The following is an 18,588-nucleotide window of genomic DNA, read 5'->3' as shown; positions in this document are numbered from 1 at the left end:
GGCATCCTCGTCGCAAATTGGCACCCCATTCTGGCATCGAACCAAATCGGATCCTATTTGCTGTTTTATTTTTCCGAAAAAGGGGCTAATATTTCGATGTTCTTTCGAATCGAAACTTAATAATGACCAAACGTAATACTCAACAACGCCGCCACACCATAGTGACCCTGGTACAAGAGCAGGGTGAAGTGAGCGTCGACGCCCTCGCCAAACACTTTTCTACCTCCGAAGTGACCATCCGTAAAGATCTGGCGGTACTGGAGACCGGCGGTCTGCTGCTGCGCCGTTACGGTGGTGCTGTCCCTTTGCCGAGCGAGATGGTGGTCGAGGTCAACCCTGAACAAGTTTCGAACCGAAAGTTAGCCATTGCCCGTGCGGCGGCCGAGCGGCTGCGTGATCACAACCGCGTCATCATCGACAGCGGCAGCACCACCAGCGCCATGATCCCCATGCTGGGCAACAAGCGCGGCCTCATCGTGATGACCAACTCCCTCAATGTGGCCGGTGCCCTGCGCGAGCTGGAAAATGAGCCTACCCTGTTAATGACCGGTGGCACTTGGGACCCTCACTCCGAATCCTTCCAGGGGCAGGTGGCGGAACAGGTGTTGCGCTCCTACGACTTCGACCAGCTCTTTATCGGTGCCGACGGCATCGACCCGGAGCGTGGCACCACCACCTTCAACGAGCTGGTGGGCCTGTCGCGGGTCATGGCCGAGGTGTCGCGGGAGGTCATTGTGATGGTCGAATCGGAAAAGATCGGCCGCAAGATCCCCAATCTCGAACTTCCCTGGTCGAGCATCCATACCCTGGTGACCGACGAGGGGCTGGCCAGCGAGGCCAGAGAACAGATTCAAGCCCAGGGGGTGACGCTTATCTGCGCCCCGGTCACTTGCTGACATCGAGCTCTGAACCATCCAACTGACTTTACGATTTGCATCTCAAGGAGAAGTGTATGTGTGGCATCGTCGGGGCTGTTGCCCAACGTGATGTGGCTGAAATTCTGGTAGAGGGCCTGCGCCGTCTGGAGTACCGCGGTTATGACTCAGCCGGTGTGGCCGTGTTCAGCGCCAACCAGCCGTTGCAGCGGGTTCGCCGTCTGGGCAAGGTGGCCGAGCTGGCCAAGGCGCTCGACGAGCAGTCCGTCCATGGTGGTACCGGCATCGCTCATACCCGCTGGGCCACTCACGGCGAGCCTTCCGAGCGCAATGCTCACCCTCACGTTTCCGAGCATATCGTGGTGGTGCACAACGGCATCATCGAGAACCACGAAGAGCTGCGGGAAGAGTTGAAGGCGCTGGGCTATGTGTTCAGCTCCGACACCGATACCGAGGTGATTGCTCATCTGGTCCATCACGAGCTGAAGAGCGCCGGCAGCCTGCTGGCCGCCATGCAGACTGCGGTGAAGCAGCTGCGCGGAGCCTACGGTACCGTGGTGATGGACAGCCGCGACGACAGCCGCGTGGTGGTTGCCCGTTCCGGTTCACCGCTGGTGATCGGCCGCGGTATCGGCGAGAACTTTATCGCCTCCGACCAGATGGCGCTGCTGCCGGTGACCCGCCGTTTCATCTTCCTGGAAGAGGGTGATGTGGCCGAAGTGACCCGTCGCGATGTGCATATCTTCGATACCAACGGCAACGCCGTGGTGCGCGAAGAGCAGGAGTCCGAACTCTCCCACGATGCCGGTGACAAGGGCGAATACCGTCACTACATGCTCAAAGAGATCCACGAGCAACCCAAAGCGATCACCAACACCCTGGAAGGGCGTCTGGGCAGCGATCACGTGGTGGTCGAATCGTTCGGCAACGGCGCTCGCGCCATCTTTGACAAGGTCGAGCACGTGCAGATCGTCGCCTGCGGCACCTCCTACCACTCCGGCATGGTGGCTCGCTACTGGTTCGAAGAGATCGCTGGTGTCTCCTGCGATGTGGAGATCGCCTCCGAGTTCCGCTATCGCAAATCGGTAGTGCGCCCCAACAGCCTGCTGGTGACCCTCTCCCAGAGCGGCGAGACTGCCGATACCCTGGCGGCGCTGCGTCTGGCCAAGGAATCCGGCTACATGAGCTCGCTGGCTATCTGCAACGTGCCGGGCTCCTCGCTGGTGCGTGAATCGGATCTGGCTTTTATGACCCGCGCGGGGGCAGAAATTGGTGTGGCCTCCACCAAGGCGTTCACCACCCAGCTGGCTGGCCTGCTGATGCTGGTGGCCTCGGTCGGTCACTGCCGTGGCCACCTGAGCGCCGCCGCCGAAGCCGAACTGGTCAAGGCGCTGCAAGCCCTGCCGCTGCGTATTAAAGAGAGCCTGGCACTGGCCAAGGATATCGAAACCCTGGCCGAAGAGTTTGCCGACAAGCAGCACAGCCTGTTCCTCGGCCGTGGCAGCCAGTACCCCATCGCCATGGAAGGGGCGCTCAAGCTCAAAGAGATCTCCTACATCCACGCCGAAGCTTACGCCGCTGGCGAACTGAAGCACGGCCCGCTGGCGCTGATCGATGCCGAAATGCCCATCATTGTGGTGGCGCCGAACAACGATCTGCTGGAGAAGCTCAAGTCCAACGTGGAAGAGGTGCGCGCCCGTGGCGGTATCCTCTACGTGTTTGCTGATGCCGATACCGGCTTCAAGAGCGACGAGACCATGCGGGTCATGAACCTCAACCATGTGGAAGAGATGATCGCCCCCATCGTCTATACCGTGCCGCTGCAGCTGCTCTCCTATCACGTTGCCCTGATCAAGGGGACTGACGTCGACCAGCCGCGCAACCTGGCAAAATCGGTGACCGTCGAGTAAGTCACTTTTGATAAGTCACTTTCTTGTATGGGAGTAATAAAGATTCATACCAAGTAATAAAGAATCACACTAAGTAATAAAGTTGCATACTAAGGCCGCCCTAGCTAAGCTCAATTTATGAGCCAATGGCTGGGCGGTTTTTTCATGGCTGGGAAAAAGTACGTCAACACCGAGTTGCAGAGTCAGAAGTGGCTACGTGAGGGGCGAGGTAGTGGTCACGGTTCTGATTACAAACCATGGCTAACTGTCAGGGACCTATCCTCTCAAGGGCGTTCACATCGTGTATTTGGCCATAAATCCCAACGAACCCACCACTTGTTGTCAGATCTGGAATTGGCTGTATTCCTGCTTTTGGAGTGGAATCGTTCAACTGTAGATATTCGTGAGCAATTTCCTCTTCGATTGGAAGATACCAAGGCCTTGGCTTTGGAGTCCGGGATAGGTCACCCATCCGTTCGCGGCGTTCTGCAAGTGATGAGTTCAGATTTCCTCGTCAACACCACTAACGCCAGCCAGCCAAAATTTGCATTGCAAGCCAAGTATGCAGAGGCACTGAGTGATGCCAGAACCATTGAAAAATTGGAACTGGAACGCCGCTATTGGTTACAAAAAGGTGTTCCCTGGTGGCTGATCACGGAGAAGGACATTCCCGGCGTGGTTACGCAAAACATCAGTTGGCTCTATCCGGCACAACGGGATGAGATAGAGATTGAGGTCCTGATGGCGCGAGCTGCGTTTTATCAGCATCACTTTCAGAATGCTCCAAGGAGAAGCGTAATTGAGGTGGCCAAACAGCTGGATACGGCCTATCAGCAACCCATAGGGCAATCATTATTGGAGATTAGGCAGCTACTGGCTCAGCGCTGTTTCCTGTTCGACATTTTGACACCTGTGACCAAGTTGAAAGCCGGGGATTTGCAGTTAGAAAATATTGAGGCGATGTCAGGAGCGTTATGTGTTTCGAATCAATGAGGTTATCTGTGTTGAAGGTGTGACCTACCGCATTCTGGCTGAACAGCAGGATGAAATAGTCTGGATTTCTCTGGATGACGAGTCGGCTTTTCCTTCACTGATCTCTCGACAGGTATTGCTGGATGCTATCGATAATGAAGTACTGCAACGGAGCGAAGACCCCTATACCAAGCTTTACTACGCACAGCCCGATGAGGGAACAAAGGCAAGAGAGCTGCGTGATAAGAATTACCAGCTTATCCAACCGCTGATAACCAATCCAGAATGTCTTTTTCCCAGGGCCAGAACAAGAGCGGTAAATGAGATTGTCTCCACTCAAAGATCAACAAAACAGACTCTTTACCGGTTAGTCCGTCGTTATTGGCAGCGGGGGCAGACGCCGAATGCTCTTTTGCCGGATTATAAAAACTCAGGCGCGAGGGGAAAGAAGAGGGTTTCAAAGGGTGGAAAACTTGGTCGTCCAAGACAGATGGTAGCGGGGGCCGGAGTCGTCGTTGATGAGCATATAGAACGACTTTTTCGTACTGCTATAGAAAAACACTATCTGATCAACAATGGTAAATCGTTCGTTGAAACTCACAATCGTTTCAAGGGGATGTATCAAAACTATAACCCAAGTGTTCCAGAATCGGAGTTTCCTACTATTTGGCAGATGAAACACTTCTTCAAGAGGGAATACTCCCAGGTTGAAAAACTACAGAAGAGAATCAGCAAGATAGATTACAACAAGGATATCAAGCCATTACGGGCAACAGCGAACACGCAAGCCCTCGGCCCCGGGTCCCGATATGAGATTGATGCAACGATAGCCGATATCTATCTGGTTTCCGATAGCGACCGACAAAACATTGTGGGTCGGCCTATTGTCTATATGGTCATTGATGTGTTTAGCCGCATGGTAGCCGGTTTTTACATCGGTTTTGAGAATCCCTCCTATGTGGCAGCAATGCAGACTCTGTCGATGGCCATGACTGACAAGATCAAGTTTTGCCAACAGTTTGGTATAGAGATTGATGAATCTGACTGGCCGGTTGCAGGTATCCCAGATGCCATATTAGCTGATCGGGGCGAATTGCTGGGTTGCCAGATCGAATCTCTGGAAAAAAGCTTCTCTACCCGGATTGAGAATACCCCCCCTTTTAGAGGTGATTGCAAAGGCATAGTCGAGCGTTTTTTCAGAACCATACAGGCGGTATTCAAACCTTTCGCTCCCGGAGTTGTGTCTGGCACCACAATAAAGAAACGGGGAGGAAAGGATTACCGGTTGGATGCGATGCTTAATATCCATGAGTTCACATCCATCATTCTGTCAGCCATCTTGTTTCACAACCGATACCACGTGCTTGCAACCTATGATCGCGATATCGATATGCCTACCGATTTGCCTATGACGCCATTATCGCTTTGGAACTGGGGATTGCAGCATAGGTCTGGGCGGTTACGTATGGTTCCGGAGGATGCTCTCCGGGTTAGTTTGCTGCCGAGAACTCTGGCGACTATCTCACCTCTGGGGCTCCGCGTCTTTGGTGTGTATTACACCTGCCAAGAAATACTCAAAATGGGGTGGTTGCATAGGGGCAAGGATGTCTCTAGGCCAGAATCAGTGGAGGTTGCTTATGATCCAGCTGTTGCTGATGTTGTCTATTTGCTTCCTCGACAAAACAGCGCTGAATATTGGGTATGTGGATTAACCGATCGTGCCCGAGAGTTCCGCGGTTGTTCTTTCTGGGATGTATGGTTAATAACCAAACAACAGAAGGTCGTTGTGGCGGAGGGTAAGCTGGTTGCTGATCGTGAGAAGCGAAAAGTTGATGACCTGATTGACTCAAAAATTAAGCAAGCAAAAGCCCACGTGCAAGCTGAAGATTCACCAGAAGCGTCAGATCGTCAGCGGATTGCCGCTATTAGGGGTAATCGAGCCAAGGCGAAGGACGAGGAGAGAAAACGCGCCGAGCCGGTTACAACGTCCGAGCCATCAGCAGTGCCTGCAACCGTGATACCTCTTTCCCCAAGTACCGATGACTATAAGTATCCGGATTATATCGATGAGCTCTTCAAGGATGACTAGATGGTATTACCAGCCAATATGGCCAAAGCCGTATACAACGACCCAGGCATAGAACAGTACCGTGGCAATCCTCTGATAGAGGCGTTGCCACCAATCATGACCACACAGCAGATAAAGCAGGGGTTAAGCGGCTCCATCAAGTTTGATCCAAAGGATATCTATGTAGACGGCCCTTGGCGTGTTCATGTGATATCCCAGTTACTGGATGACTTTTTCCAACCGATAAGCCGCCACTTACAGTTGGAGTCAAAGTTATCCATTATGATCCGGCAGGGATATGTTGGACGTAATCTTAGTGATGGTTCTTTGAATGCACATCTGCAAAATGGTTATGAGCGGGTAATGTCTGGCGAGCTGGATGTTTTTCGGTTCGAGCAGGTTAAATCGACCGCTCGCAGCCTGTCTCTGATCGGGTGCTCTGGATCCGGAAAAAGCAGCACTATCAACCGGATATTGGCAACCTACCCTCAGGTGATCTACCACGAGCAATACAACTTTACTCAGATCGTCTACCTGAAGCTGGATTGCCCCCATGATGGTTCACTGAAAAGCCTGTGTCATCACTTCTTCAGGGCTATCGATGCGGTGCTGCATACTGACTATGAACGCAAGTATGCACTCAAGCGCCATAGTGTTGAGACACTGATGGCCCTGATGAGCCAAATTGCTAACGTGCATGCAATTGGGGTGCTGGTCATCGATGAGATTCAGCATCTGAGCATGAGCCGCTCCGGTGGGGTGGAGAAGATGCTCAACTTCTTTGTCACATTGGTGAATGTGATCGGCTTGCCTGTTGTCATGGTTGGCACACCCAAGGCGAGACCTATCTTTGAAATGGATTTGAGATCGGCAAGGCGCGGAGCCGGTTTGGGGTCATTGCTCTGGGAGCCGATGCAGGCAACCAAGCCCAGTGTGTATCCGGACACCAACCAGCTCAAACCCACAGAGTGGATGGCCTTCACCGATAAGCTTTGGCAGTTCCAATGGCTGCAACGACGAGAGGAACGCTTGTCCGATGAGGTTCGGGATTGCTGGTTTGATCTGTCCCAGGGGGTGCTGGACATAGTGGTAAAACTCTTTGTTCTTGCCCAGTTACGAGCCATTGCCACCCGTATTGAACGGATCACCCCTCAGTTGTTGCGACAGGTTTACGAGGATGAGCTCAAGCCAGTTCATGCCATGTTGGCAGCGTTACGCTCCAGAGATCCTGAGTTAATCGCCAGATATTCGGATCTGAGCATCCCTGATATAGACAAAAAGATCCTGGCGCTGAGTGCCAAGATTGATGAGGCAAAAGCCTCTCAGGATTCACATCAGAACCGCTATGGCGGCAATGAGCAGGCCATCCGTTTGCATAACCTGCTTGTGGGGATGGACTGTCATTCTGAACTGATTGTGCCCTTAATTGAACGCGCTTTTGGCTCCTATCCCAATCTGTCCGTCAGAGAGTTGATGCCGATTGTTCTTGATTGGTACAACCCGGATGAAAAGCCAGAGAAAAAGACTAAGCCCAAGCTTGCTGGCATTCGGCAGAAGGAGTGGCACACGCTGCACTCTGATGACCTGCGTTTCAAATTTTCCCAGTGTGGCAAGGGCAACCTCCTCTACCCTGCATTCAAGAAAGCTGGGCTCACCTTCGATGTGGATGATTGGTTGAGAAGGATGGGTTAGCCATGCTGAACTTTCCGGTTCCCTATCCTGATGAGCTGATTTACAGCTTGGTGGCCAGAGCCGGAATACACCTGGGGTTAACCAGCCCCAAGCAGTTGCTGGATGAGGTTTTTGCAAACCGGCATGTCATTGCAACGGTTGATCTGCCCAATCATCTGGCCCCTCTGGTCCAATTATTACCGGAGAGTATGGGGCTCGATGTCGCTTGTTTGGCTTATCGGCACACGCTATTTCCTCTGTATGCCCCATTTACCACTGAAGAGCGCAGGCGTCACTGTCTTGAGCAGATGGCCGGGGATTCTCAAGGTGCCATTCATCTGATTCTGGGGGTAGCGGCATCCCGAATTAAACAGTCCCACACCCTGCGCTACTGTCCGCAATGTTTGCAAAATCAGCGCAGCGGCCATGGCGAATACTACTGGCAACGGCAATGGCAGGTGATGGGGGCTGATTGTTGTCTGGTGCATGGTGGTTTACTGGAGGCAAATATTGAGCGCCATGCTTACCATCGCCACCAGTTTGTTGCCGCCTCCCCGTTAGTTTGTCCCCTACTGCCCCAGCCTTTATCGGATGAGCGTGCCTTCCGGATTACTCGCCAAGTGATTTCTTTGTTGCAACGGCAACCTGATACATCGCCCTCGTTTTCTCAATGGAGTGCTTTTTACCATCAGCTCGCCAATCAGGTGGGTTGTGCCAAGGCGAGGCATGTAAATCATCAAACGATCCATGAGCTTGTAATGGCTCGCTGGCCGGCTGATTGGTTAGAGCAGCATGGATTGATGCTTAATAACGATTCGGGTAATTGGTTGCAGGCTATCTTTCGCAAGCACCGAAAATCTTTCAGCTATCTGGAACATATTGTTGTCCTGGATAGCCTGTTGCCTGAGTATTGGAACATGGCCACAGTGCTGGGAGAGGTGCAGAGCATTCCAAATGGCATTTATGCTTTCCATTCCTGCCCACAGGACGGAAAAATATGCCAATCGGCAGAGTATCGAACCAGATGGCAGTTGTTGCTGGAAAGCCATGGGGTGAAGCAGGCCCGTTTATCTCATCAGGCGTTATATGCTTGGCTGTACCGTCATGATCGTCGTTGGCTTCTGGAGTTTAACAGGCAGAACCACCAGAGCAGTGTTAGAGAAAATCAGCGGGTCAATTGGCCACAAAAGGACCGTGTAACTTGCCGCCAGTTACTCAAAATCCTCAATGTGCATGAGCTGAGTTTAGATTGCCCCCGGCTATCTAGGCGATGGTTTCTATCAAAGCTTTCATCAAGCGCGATGATTGAGAAGAACCTCAGAAAAATGCCACTTACAAGCTTGTTTTTACAGCGATATTGTGAAGATATAGCAGATTATCAGATTCGTCGTTTGGCTCTTTCTGCCAGATCACTGGTGCAGAGTGGGCATTCATTGTGCCGGTGGCGACTTCTTCGTTTAGCTGGCTTGAGTGATGAGCGATTAACCTCGCTGGCTGATGACCTATTGCGAGATGTGTTGGGGGACTGATGCAGGATATTCGTTTTGAAAAGGTATCTGACGATACCACTATCTTGGCGATTGGTTCGCTTTTTCGACGGATTGATAACTCCCAATGGGGAATCAATCTGGATCTATCTCTCAAGGCAGAAACTGCTTCATTGAGGCTCTCGAATATCCCGGTTCTAGCCCGTAAGCGAGTATTGAACCCGACTCAGGATCATAAGCCTGCAGGGTATCATCTCGTTTTTACTATCGATAACACGGAAACTTGGCAAAGAAAGAAACTGAGTGATTACCCGGTTGCGTCAGTCGTTCGTGCTATGGACAAGCGCCAACACTGTTTCTGTTTTCTTGCCAATGACATAGAGATTTATCTTCCCCAACTGGAATTGGCGCGAGCGTTGTTGCTGCATGATGGTTACCTCTCTCGTTCAGCGTTGGATCCGGATTGTCTGAGAAGTGAGTTTTCGATTGAACACGTCAGTCCCGATGTTGCCCGAGTGAATGTGTTGCCTTCCTCCAGCTATCCGCTCAAGTCTCTTGATGACTATGAGTCGCGGCGCCTATTGAGTTGGATCTTGATCGACCACGACGCCCGAGCCTCCTACGAGAGCATCGGTCACTATCAGAAGCTGAACGGTTATGAGAAAGGGGGATATCGGCAATGGGAGTTCGAGTTTACTCCCCCGCCTCTGCCATCCGTCTCTTTTGAGGTCAGGGGCCGGTTTGATAAACAAACCAGAAGTATGCTGGTTTACGAGATTTCCAGTCTGAAAAATATCAAGGCTGCTATCCCAGATGAGGTCCAGTTTTTCCATCCCAAGCTGCGGGAGTATGTACGTGGGGAGGGGGAAGGCTCGGTGCGCTTGGTAGGTGAACGTCCTCATATTCATTCGGTGCATGATGGTGTGGAAGCCAACGCGGATACCTCACCAGTGTTATTACGGGCGCCAGCCGTAGTCTTTGAGTTTTCCAAGGCCTTCAATACACGCAAGGTTGCCGAGAAAAAGCAGGAGGGCGCAAAGGGCAAGGCTGATGAAGAGTTAGGATCTCTGGCTTCAGCCGATGTCAGTACCGAAGAGTCAGTTGTTGGTGGTGTGCTGCCTCGCGCCGAGTGGACTGCCGAATCGGATGAAACCGATGATCTGCACCTCTACGCCAACAAGTTTGATTGCTTTGGGACAATGCTGGATCAGTTGGTCACAGCTCATGGTTGCGTGATTAGATCCAAGCAACTGCGCAAGTTACCCAAGCTTTATCGATGCAACCGGCATCTGCTTCTGGATGGTAATCCCAGATGCCTGGCTGTTGTCGAAATAGAGTCGCAGAACCGGATTTTTCATATCCTTGAAGTAGATACCTCAGATGGGATATGCTCCCTATCAACCCAATTATTGAGGCTGACATCGCAGCAGGGGTGGCAGGAGCAGCTTAGATTATTGGAAGAAGAGTTAACCCAGAAATCACTGCACTGGCCAAGCAAGCGGCTGAAGGAGCTGTGTGGTAAGGATGGTTATTCCGGCATTCCTCATCCGCAGACTAAATCGCTGGATAAGGGCAAGTTGCCTGAGGGGTCGATAGAGCATTGGGCAGCAAGGTTTCATAGTTGGATGTCATCAATCTAATGGATATGTTAACCACGATTAGCTGAACCATCTACGCTAAGGAAGGTGCGATATACTTGTTCGCACCTTCTTCAGCAATCACAAAAGTATATAATTGGTAGATTGTTTTAGGAGAAGTCAATGATGGATATAAGACTAAAAAAAGAACTTAATGAGGACGAAAAAGCATTTACAGAAGTGGAAAATGAAAATTATGAAATCGCAAATGGCGTTGATTTCAACTATGCCCCTTTCCACTTTGTAGCAAAAGAAAACGAGGAGGTTTTAGGTGTAATAAGCGGGTTTGCTTGCTATGCAGAAGTATATATTGATGGGATTGTGGTAAAAGAACAAGAAAGAGCAAAAGGTGTCGGTCGCAAGTTACTTCAAACTGTTGAAGATAACTTCACAGGCAAAGGATTTAACAATATAAATTTAGTAACCAATTGTTTTCAGGCACCAAGATTTTATGAAAAATGTGGTTTCACGCTTGAATTTATAAGAAGAAATAAGACAAACCCAAAGCTTGATAAATATTTTTATGTCAAGTTTTTTGTGTAGTGGAATGAAATGCATGAGCTATAAATTAAAGAAAAACATAAAAAATTCTAAAAACGACTTTTTAGCCTTCAACGATCTTGCTGTCAAGGTGTTTGGTTTATCCTTTGAAAAATGGTATGACAGTGGTTACTGGAGGGATAAATATTTCACATATACCTATTTTGATGATGAAAAAGCAGTAGCAAATGTATCTGCAAGTAAAATTCACACAATTGTGGATGGTAAGCCTAAGCTGTATATACAAATTGGCACTGTAATGACAGACCCAAAGTATAGAAATATGGGGTTAAGCCGAAAATTAATGGATGAACTTTTCAAAGATTTTAATAATAACTGTGATGGCATTTACCTTTATGGTAATAATACTGTACTGGATTTTTACCCCAAATTCGGGTTTGTTACTGCAACTGAATATCAATATACAATGCAGATCGCTCCAAAACCGTATGGTTTTGTAGAACTTGATATGAGTGACAAAGTTAACATAGACCTTTTAGAAGTTTATTACAACAAGGGCAACCCATTTTCGCAAAGACCAATGCTTGATAACTTTGGATTGGCTGTAATTTCTTGTGCTGGATATTTTAGAGATTGCACTTTTTATGGAGAAGTACCGGAACAACAAGTTTTTTATTCAGAGCTACTGAAAGCAGTGGTTATTGCTTCATTCAAGGGTGAGGAAATGCTCTGCTATGATATATTTTGCGATGATGAAGGCAATCTGCATGATATTATAAAATCAGCGTCAATGCTTGGCACAAAAATGGTTTCATTTGGGTTTATGCCTAAAGATACAACCGACTGCCAGTGTAGAGTGCTTGAAAATGAAGACCAGCTTTTTGTTTTAAAATATAAGGAAAATATGTTTTTCGATAATAAAATGATGCTCCCTCTGTTGTCCCATGCTTAGGGAAGGTGCCAGGGCAAGATTATGAACGATAGATGAATGCATGTGAGCGACTAGTGAGCACTTGAAGTTTGTTTAATGTTCGATCATGGTAAGATCCAGTTTGCTGAATTTTACAACGACACGTGCTTGCTGCGTTTTGCTCGAATTTCAAACACTCATGCGGACGCCCTGCCTCTGGCTCCTTTGTTCTATCTACAGGGCTGACAGACTGCGCATAATGAAACGCTCTGTTAAATGGGGTCAGGGAACAATAAAACAGGTTGGTATGACACTTTATTGTTCTTGGGCGTGACCCAATGGGGGTAGATCTCGCCAGTTGGTATGATACTATTACCTCCAAGATGGATGTTCAAAACTATGAAACGTTGGCCAACCGTCAGATCTGGTATGAGACTCTATTACTCGCCTACATTTCTGAAATGAAAAAGAGCCGCAATTGCGGCTCTTTTTGTTGCTGCTGAGGGTTACGACAGCCGCAGGTTGGTGATGGTGACCTCGTCGAGGGAGGGTACTATGATGCCGCTGGTGATCCCTTTGGCGATGGCCTGACTGCGGTTCTTTGAGTCGGTCTTGTTGGTCACCTGGGTCAGGTGAAAGTTGACCGTCCGCTCACTGATGCCGAGGATGGTGGCGATCTCCCAGGAGGTCTTGCCCTCGCTGGCCCAGAACAGGCACTCCTTCTCCCGATCCGACAGTTCGGTCAGGTATTTCATCATATCCGGTCTGCTTTTGATCAGTTGCAGTGCGGAGTTGAAGATGTAGCTGGCGCAGAATGACAGCAGCGGAACATTTTCAAACATCAGATCGGAGTTGGATTTCTCCTTGGTGATGAATGAGAGGATGCCGTGCTCCCCCTGCGGGGTGTGCAGCGGAAAGGAGACGCCATTGCGTACCCCGAAATCGGCCGCCAGGTTCATCACGTCGCGGCTGGCGCTGGGCAGCCAGGGTGAGTCGCAGTCGAGCTTGTTCCAGAAGATCGGCTGGGTCTGTTTCAGCCCCAGATAGACCACCGGATCCTGGGTCAGATACTGGTTTTCGCTGTAGGCGTCAAACCAGGTGGTCGGACAGTTGTTGAACAGTGCCACGTGGGATTTTTGCATGCTGATGGGGAAAATAATCAGCAGCCGAAAGTAATCAAAGCCCATTTGATGACTGAAGCGCTCCAGCAGTTGCTGGATATCGCTGGTTTTTGTTGCCTTGGTGAACTTGTCGATATGTTCCCAGATCGCATCGTTGAGCATTACTTTCTCCTTTTTCGATCTCTATCACACTGATCGAAAAGATTTTTTATCGTTATTTATATTTGTGCGGTGGCTATTGGCGCCACTTATTCCGTGCGTGCTTAAAAATTATCCTGTTTTTGTGCATAAAGGCCAAGAAAATCCTCTCGTTGCCAGTCCGCCCCGCATTTGAGATAATGATAATAGTTATCATTAGTAAGATGTATTTCAATGAACAAATTATGGGGTGTGGCCCTGCTGCCACTGTCAGTCCACTTTGCTGCCATCGGGGATGAGCTGGTTGCTCCCGCCCTCAAGAACAGCATAGCTGCCGGGAAAGCCTCCCAGCAGCGAGTGGAAAAAGCCGCCGATGCCGCTGTTGCCGCACGACTGGAGCTGCAAAATGCCCAGCTGCAACTGCGCGACCTCGAAGCCTACAACCGCTACATGCAATCTCTGGTGGCCGATCAGCAAAATGAGCTGGGTAAATTGAGCCAGCAGCTGGAAGCGGTGCAAGAGACCCGTCAGGGCTTGATCCCGCTGATGTTGCAGATGCAGGCAGATCTGGAACAGCTGGTGCAAAACGACATCCCGCTGCGCAAGGGAGATCGGCTGGCGCGGGTTGAACAGTTGAAAGCGACCCTGGCCCGAGCAGACGTTAGCGAGGCAGAGAAATTCCGTCAGCTGCTGCAGGCCTATCAGATTGAAGCCGAGTACGGCAGCCGGATGGATAGCTATTCCACCGAGCTGGAGCTGGATGGTGCTCCGCGTCGGGTCGATGTGCTGGCGCTGGGTCGGGTCTCCCTGCTGGCAATGACTGCCGATCGCAGTCAGGCATGGCGCTGGTCTGCCGAGGCGAAGCAGTGGCAAGCTCTCGACAGCCAGTGGCTCTCCCCTATCGCCGAGGCGATGGATGTGGCCGCCGACAAGAAAGTTCCCCAGTTGCTCAATGTCCCCCTATCTGTCAGCCGCAGTCAGGAGGCCCAATCATGAGAGTCACCATGAAGTGGTTCCCCCTCCTTATTGCCCTCTCCTGCGGTAGCAACGCCGCTGTCGCCGATGAGTGGCAGCAGCAGGAACAGGCTCGTGAACAGCAGGCTCAGCAAGATCTGGCGACCGTAGCCAAGGAGCTCGGCACTGCCCGCGCCAAATTGGCCGAGGCCCAGCGCCTGAGCAAGGAGCTGGCTGGCAAGTTCGCCAGCAACGAGAAGCAGCTGGTCGAGCTTAACGCCCAGTGGGAGCAAGCCTCCGGCGATATGAACGAGATCTTCGCGGTCACCCGTCAGGGCGCCAGCGATGCAGTCAAGCTGCTGAGCGAATCCGCCGTCGAGGGCCAGTACCCGGAACGTCTCGCCCCGCTGAAAGCCATGGCACAGGATAAACAGGTGCCGGATCGCGCCGCCCTCGCCCTGCTGCCCGCCACTCTATTGCAGGAGATCCGCGAATCTGGCCGGATTGCTCAGTTCAACGGCAAGGTGCTCGATGCCCAGGGGGCTGCCAGCGAGCAGTCGCTGACCCGGGTTGGCAGTTTTGCCCTGCTGGGGAGCGAAGGCTTCCTGCAACCGACCGCCGAAGGCTTGAGCCCGGTACTGGGTCTGCCCGGTAGCGTGCTCTCTGCCGTTGCGGCTTATCAGGGTCAGGAAGGGGAAGCGCTGCCGCTGGATCCTTCGCATGGCACTCTGCTGGCGATGCTGGCACAGGCGCCCACCTTCTGGCAGCAGGTACAACAAGGTGGTCAGGTCGGCGCCATTATCGTGCTGTTGGCCGCCATCGGTTTGGGTATCGCTGCGGTACGGCTGTGGAGCCTCTCCCGCGAACTGGGTCGGGTGCGCCGCCAGCTCAAGAGCGGCGAGTATCACGCCGACAACGCCCTCGGCCGGGTGCTGACGGTGGCAGACAAACACCCCGAGCTGAGCATGGAGACCCTCGAGCTGCGTCTTGATGAGGCGATCCTGCAGGAGACCCCTCGCATGGAGCGCGGCATCGGCATGGTCAAGGTGATCGCGGCCATCGCCCCCATGCTGGGTCTGCTCGGTACCGTGACCGGGATGATCGGCACCTTCCAGGCCATCACCCAGTTTGGCACCGGCGATCCCAAGATCATGGCGGGCGGCATCTCCATGGCGCTGGTTACCACGGTACAGGGTCTGGTTGCGGCAATTCCGCTGATCCTGGCTCACAGCCTGCTGCAATCCCGCTTCACCGAGCTCTCCAATGTGCTGGAGCAGCAGGTAGCCGGCATTCTGGCGGAGCGTGCCGAGAGCAATAACGGCGGGATGGAGCGAGCAGCATGATGCTCGACATCTGGCAACAGCTGCAGAGCTTCATGGGCCGTGGCGGCCCGGTGCTCTGGGTCATTCTGGCCCTGCTGGTGCTGATGTGGATTTTGATGATCGAGCGGTTGCTCTACCTCAATCTGGGTTTCGGCCCGCTGCAGCAACAGCTGCTCGGCCGCTGGCAGGCGCGCAGCGAGCGCCACAGTTGGCACGCCCGGGCGATCCGCAGCCGCTGGCTGGCGCAGGCGGAGCTGGAACTGAACCGTCATCTGATCTTCATCCGCACCCTAGTGGTGCTCTGCCCCATGCTGGGGCTGCTGGGCACTGTGACCGGCATGATCGGCGTATTCGATGCGTTGGCTGCGGCCAACCGCTTTAACCCGGAGAGCATGGCGGGCGGGATCTCCCGCGCCACTATCCCCACCATGGCAGGCATGGTGGTGGCGCTCTCCGGCGTGTTGTTACTCAGTCGGCTCGAGAGTCAGGCCAAGCGTGCGCTGGCCAAGACCCGGGACGGCCTGCGAGAAGAGAAGGTAATGCAATGAGACGGCAATCCAAACGCCAGCGTGACGAAGTGCAGATCGACATGACCCCCATGCTGGATATCGTGTTCATCATGCTGATCTTCTTTATTGTCACCACCTCCTTTGTGCGCGAAGCCGGACTCGAGGTACACAGACCCCAGGCCAGTCAGGCCAAGGCGCAGAAATCTTCCAGCATCATGCTGGCGATCGGGGCTCAGGGTCAGATCTTCCTCGACCGCAAGCAGATCGATGTAGAGCGGGTACAGGCCACCATCGCCCGTCTGCTGGCGGAGCAGCCCGATGCCAGTCTGGTGATCCAGGCCGACGAGCGAGTGCCCCATGGCAAGGTGGTGCGGGTGATGGATGAGGCCAAGGCGGCAGGCATCGCCAATATCGCTGTGGCGGTGGCGCCGAAATGAAATACAAGCTGATGAGCCTGGGGCTGGGGATTGCCCTCAGTCTGGGCATCCTGCTGTTTATGGCCACGCTGGTTGAACCGCCCAGAGGCGAGAAGGTGGCGAGCGAGCAGAAGCCCATTGTCATCAATATGCAGAACGAGGTGACCGAGGTGCAGGTGCGCGAGCGTCCGGTACCGCAGGAACCCGAGCCTCTGCCAGAGCCTCCCGCTGCATTGGCCTCGACACCGCTGCCGATGCCCGCTGCAGCCCCCTTGGCGGCCGTTGAGCCGAGTCTGGATCTGGTCTCCAGCCTCAGTGCGGTGCAGGTCTATGCCCCCGGCGTGGCGACCAGTACCGCACCGGTATTGAGTGGCAACTACCACGGCCAGCAGCAGGGAGCGGGTATCGGCGCCGGTGACATGCTGATGCCGCTGAAACGGATCGAGCCGGTCTACCCCTATCGTGCCCAGCAGTCAGGGATCGAAGGATTCGTCACCCTGCGCTTTAGCGTGAATGCCGAAGGTGGCGTGCAGGATGTGGAAGTGGTCGAGGCCAAGCCCAAGCGTCAGTTCGAGCGGGCGGCCCTTCAGGCGATCAACAAGTGGCGCTATCAGCCGAGACCGGGCGCTACCGACAAGCTGGTGCAAGTCATCACGCTCAAATTCAAACTGGAGTCATAACTATGTTGCGGATCTGGATCTGTCTGCTGGCCCTGGTCGGCCAAGCCTGTCTGGCGATGGAGGTCAGCCCTCACTTCTCCCGTCAGCTTGAACCCGTGATGAAGCTCTATCAGTCCGGTCAGTGGCAACAAGCCCAGAGCAAGGCGTCCGGCCTCAAGCCAAATAGCGATGCCGAGCGTGCCTGGCTGGCGCAGTTGCAAGCCTCGCTGGCGGCCAATCTGCAACAGACCGCCCAGGCGAGCCGTTATGTCGAACAGGCTCTTGCCTATAAAGAGTGGCCCGAGCAGCAACAGCTCCAGCTATTGCGGCTGCGCGGCGATATTCAGGCCCAGCAATCCAACTGGTCTGGCGCCATCGCCAGCTACAAGGCGGCACTGGCACTCAAGCAAGACGATGCGCTGCGCCTGCGTCTGGCCGGCCTCTATTACCACAACAAGCAGTACGGTGACGCCGCCAGCCAGAGCGAACAGTTGTTGAAGAAGGGTTGGCAGAAGCAGGCCGCCATTATTCGTCTCTCCGCCCTCACCGCTCAGCAACGTTATGGCGTGGCTGCCGATCAGGCGGCCGAGTTGATCAGCCACGAACCCAAAGAGAGCAAATGGTGGCAGCAGGCGGTGTCGCTCAACCTCTCCGCCAAACGCGGCGATCAGGCGTTGGCTCTGTTGCAAACAGCTATCGACAGAAAACTGATGGATGATGCGTCTGCCCGCAATCAGCTGATCCGTCTCTATGCCTGGCAAGGGCTGCCTTATCGTGGGGCCCGTCTGCTGGAAGCGGCTATGGCCAAGGGACAGATGAAGCAAAGTGCTGAAAATCGCCAACTGCTGGCTCAATTGTGGGAAGGTGCCCGGGAGTGGTCACAAGCGGTCGATAGCTGGCAACAGCTGGCCAACCAGCACGGTCAGCCCAAAGCGGCCATGCGCGCCGCCGAACTGCTACTGCAACAGGGCAAGACAGATGCTGCCATGACCCAGCTCGCCGCCATCAAGTCGGTAAAAGGCGAGCAAGGCAATCGTGCCAAAGCGTTGCTGGTGCAGGCACACCTTAATAAGGAGCAGTATGCCCAGGCGCTGGAACTGGCCCGTGAGCTGCAGCAACAGGATAACTGGCAACAGAAGGCAACCAGCTGGGTCAACTATATCCGGGCACAAAGCGAAGAGTTGAGCAAAAAAGCGGCGTAAAAGAGGTGCCAAGGGGCTGTTTTGGGGCGTTCAGTTCGCTTTTTCAGCAAACGAACGCATTTTTGCAAAAAGCCCTTGTCATCGCGGCGCGGCTCCCTATAATGCGCCCCTACCAGCACGGCAGAACACGCCGAACTGATGAGCCAGCTTCCTAGCGAAGTGGGCGCCGAAAGAAAAGCGAAAACAATCGCTTGACTTTCGAAGTGAGAAGCGTAATATGCGCCTCCTCAACGCGACAAGCGTGACGCTCTTTAACA

16 protein-coding genes are annotated in these 18,588 nt (G+C 53.0%); 15 read left to right on the top strand and 1 reads right to left on the bottom strand.

Annotated features, from left to right (window positions below; genetic code table 11):
* The first annotated feature begins 122 nt into the window (after window positions 1-122).
* The 9 genes from AB5Y71_RS01225 (at window position 123) to AB5Y71_RS01185 (ending at window position 12,052) form a co-directional block, all read left to right on the top strand.
* Window positions 123-896, top strand: a complete 774-nt coding sequence (locus tag AB5Y71_RS01225) for a DeoR/GlpR family DNA-binding transcription regulator (RefSeq protein WP_005355851.1) — start codon at window positions 123-125, stop codon at window positions 894-896.
* 56 nt (window positions 897-952) lie between these two features.
* Window positions 953-2,785, top strand: coding sequence for a glutamine--fructose-6-phosphate transaminase (isomerizing) (gene glmS / locus AB5Y71_RS01220; protein ID WP_139410403.1), 1,833 nt, complete (start codon window positions 953-955; stop codon window positions 2,783-2,785).
* A 117-nt stretch (window positions 2,786-2,902) separates the two neighbouring features.
* Window positions 2,903-3,757: a TnsA endonuclease N-terminal domain-containing protein gene (locus AB5Y71_RS01215; protein ID WP_368170805.1), complete on the top strand. Its 855-nt coding sequence runs from the start codon at window positions 2,903-2,905 to the stop codon at window positions 3,755-3,757.
* Window positions 3,741-5,825, top strand: a complete 2,085-nt coding sequence (locus tag AB5Y71_RS01210) for a Mu transposase C-terminal domain-containing protein (RefSeq protein WP_368170804.1) — start codon at window positions 3,741-3,743, stop codon at window positions 5,823-5,825. The genes AB5Y71_RS01215 and AB5Y71_RS01210 overlap by 17 nt, the downstream gene beginning before the upstream one ends.
* A complete protein-coding gene (locus AB5Y71_RS01205) occupies window positions 5,826-7,496 on the top strand; it encodes an AAA family ATPase (RefSeq protein ID WP_368170803.1) in 1,671 nt (556 codons plus the stop codon).
* 2 nt (window positions 7,497-7,498) lie between these two features.
* Entirely contained in the window at window positions 7,499-9,004 is a 1,506-nt protein-coding gene (locus AB5Y71_RS01200; protein ID WP_368170802.1) for a TnsD family Tn7-like transposition protein, read from the top strand.
* The gene (locus tag AB5Y71_RS01195; RefSeq protein ID WP_368170801.1) at window positions 9,004-10,602 is read left to right on the top strand and encodes a Tn7-like element transposition protein TnsE; all 1,599 of its coding nucleotides are present in this window, start codon (window positions 9,004-9,006) and stop codon (window positions 10,600-10,602) included. The genes AB5Y71_RS01200 and AB5Y71_RS01195 overlap by 1 nt, the downstream gene beginning before the upstream one ends.
* Before the next feature lie 120 nt (window positions 10,603-10,722).
* Window positions 10,723-11,142 (top strand): GNAT family N-acetyltransferase, encoded by a 420-nt coding sequence (locus tag AB5Y71_RS01190; protein WP_368170800.1) that lies wholly within the window; start codon window positions 10,723-10,725, stop codon window positions 11,140-11,142.
* A 13-nt stretch (window positions 11,143-11,155) separates the two neighbouring features.
* The gene (locus AB5Y71_RS01185; protein ID WP_368170799.1) at window positions 11,156-12,052 is read left to right on the top strand and encodes a GNAT family N-acetyltransferase; all 897 of its coding nucleotides are present in this window, start codon (window positions 11,156-11,158) and stop codon (window positions 12,050-12,052) included.
* A gap of 464 nt (window positions 12,053-12,516) precedes the next feature.
* Here AB5Y71_RS01185 and AB5Y71_RS01180 read toward each other — a convergent pair whose 3' ends face one another.
* Window positions 12,517-13,293 (bottom strand): LuxR family transcriptional regulator, encoded by a 777-nt coding sequence (locus AB5Y71_RS01180; protein WP_005357256.1) that lies wholly within the window; start codon window positions 13,291-13,293, stop codon window positions 12,517-12,519.
* A 210-nt stretch (window positions 13,294-13,503) separates the two neighbouring features.
* Here AB5Y71_RS01180 and AB5Y71_RS01175 point away from each other — a divergent pair, with 210 nt between their 5' ends.
* The 6 genes from AB5Y71_RS01175 to AB5Y71_RS01150 are packed head-to-tail and all read left to right on the top strand — an operon-like array spanning window position 13,504 to window position 18,331.
* Entirely contained in the window at window positions 13,504-14,265 is a 762-nt protein-coding gene (locus AB5Y71_RS01175) for a DUF3450 domain-containing protein (RefSeq protein ID WP_236368131.1), read from the top strand.
* Window positions 14,262-15,566 carry a MotA/TolQ/ExbB proton channel family protein gene (locus AB5Y71_RS01170; RefSeq protein ID WP_236368132.1) on the top strand — a complete coding sequence of 435 codons (1,305 nt, stop codon included), beginning with the start codon at window positions 14,262-14,264 and terminating at the stop codon, window positions 15,564-15,566. Before AB5Y71_RS01175 ends, AB5Y71_RS01170 begins: the two co-directional genes overlap by 4 nt.
* The gene (locus AB5Y71_RS01165; protein WP_005339367.1) at window positions 15,563-16,093 is read left to right on the top strand and encodes a MotA/TolQ/ExbB proton channel family protein; all 531 of its coding nucleotides are present in this window, start codon (window positions 15,563-15,565) and stop codon (window positions 16,091-16,093) included. The genes AB5Y71_RS01170 and AB5Y71_RS01165 overlap by 4 nt, the downstream gene beginning before the upstream one ends.
* On the top strand, window positions 16,090-16,491 hold the full coding sequence (locus tag AB5Y71_RS01160) for a biopolymer transporter ExbD (protein WP_005339369.1): 402 nt from the start codon (window positions 16,090-16,092) through the stop codon (window positions 16,489-16,491). Before AB5Y71_RS01165 ends, AB5Y71_RS01160 begins: the two co-directional genes overlap by 4 nt.
* Window positions 16,488-17,150, top strand: a complete 663-nt coding sequence (locus AB5Y71_RS01155) for a TonB family protein (RefSeq protein WP_368170798.1) — start codon at window positions 16,488-16,490, stop codon at window positions 17,148-17,150. Before AB5Y71_RS01160 ends, AB5Y71_RS01155 begins: the two co-directional genes overlap by 4 nt.
* 2 nt (window positions 17,151-17,152) lie before the next feature.
* A complete protein-coding gene (locus AB5Y71_RS01150; RefSeq protein WP_167574090.1) occupies window positions 17,153-18,331 on the top strand; it encodes a hypothetical protein in 1,179 nt (392 codons plus the stop codon).
* The last annotated feature ends 257 nt before the right edge of the window (window positions 18,332-18,588 follow it).

This window comes from Aeromonas sp. R9-2 (genome assembly GCF_040908025.1).
In the GTDB taxonomy this organism is placed as follows: Bacteria; Pseudomonadota; Gammaproteobacteria; order Enterobacterales; family Aeromonadaceae; genus Aeromonas; species Aeromonas veronii.
Note: the sequence above shows the minus strand (reverse complement) of the source record. Positions and strands in the feature narration are given on the sequence as shown.

Coding starts and splice junctions, on each gene's coding strand:
- AB5Y71_RS01180 (WP_005357256.1), bottom strand. CDS start 13,293: ATGCTCAACGATGCGATCTGGGAACATATCGACAAGTTCACCAAGGCA.
- AB5Y71_RS01155 (WP_368170798.1), top strand. CDS start 16,488: ATGAAATACAAGCTGATGAGCCTGGGGCTGGGGATTGCCCTCAGTCTG.
- AB5Y71_RS01175 (WP_236368131.1), top strand. CDS start 13,504: ATGAACAAATTATGGGGTGTGGCCCTGCTGCCACTGTCAGTCCACTTT.
- glmS (WP_139410403.1), top strand. CDS start 953: ATGTGTGGCATCGTCGGGGCTGTTGCCCAACGTGATGTGGCTGAAATT.
- AB5Y71_RS01205 (WP_368170803.1), top strand. CDS start 5,826: ATGGTATTACCAGCCAATATGGCCAAAGCCGTATACAACGACCCAGGC.
- AB5Y71_RS01170 (WP_236368132.1), top strand. CDS start 14,262: ATGAGAGTCACCATGAAGTGGTTCCCCCTCCTTATTGCCCTCTCCTGC.
- AB5Y71_RS01150 (WP_167574090.1), top strand. CDS start 17,153: ATGTTGCGGATCTGGATCTGTCTGCTGGCCCTGGTCGGCCAAGCCTGT.
- AB5Y71_RS01195 (WP_368170801.1), top strand. CDS start 9,004: ATGCAGGATATTCGTTTTGAAAAGGTATCTGACGATACCACTATCTTG.
- AB5Y71_RS01200 (WP_368170802.1), top strand. CDS start 7,499: ATGCTGAACTTTCCGGTTCCCTATCCTGATGAGCTGATTTACAGCTTG.
- AB5Y71_RS01190 (WP_368170800.1), top strand. CDS start 10,723: ATGATGGATATAAGACTAAAAAAAGAACTTAATGAGGACGAAAAAGCA.
- AB5Y71_RS01215 (WP_368170805.1), top strand. CDS start 2,903: ATGAGCCAATGGCTGGGCGGTTTTTTCATGGCTGGGAAAAAGTACGTC.
- AB5Y71_RS01185 (WP_368170799.1), top strand. CDS start 11,156: ATGAGCTATAAATTAAAGAAAAACATAAAAAATTCTAAAAACGACTTT.
- AB5Y71_RS01160 (WP_005339369.1), top strand. CDS start 16,090: ATGAGACGGCAATCCAAACGCCAGCGTGACGAAGTGCAGATCGACATG.
- AB5Y71_RS01165 (WP_005339367.1), top strand. CDS start 15,563: ATGATGCTCGACATCTGGCAACAGCTGCAGAGCTTCATGGGCCGTGGC.
- AB5Y71_RS01225 (WP_005355851.1), top strand. CDS start 123: ATGACCAAACGTAATACTCAACAACGCCGCCACACCATAGTGACCCTG.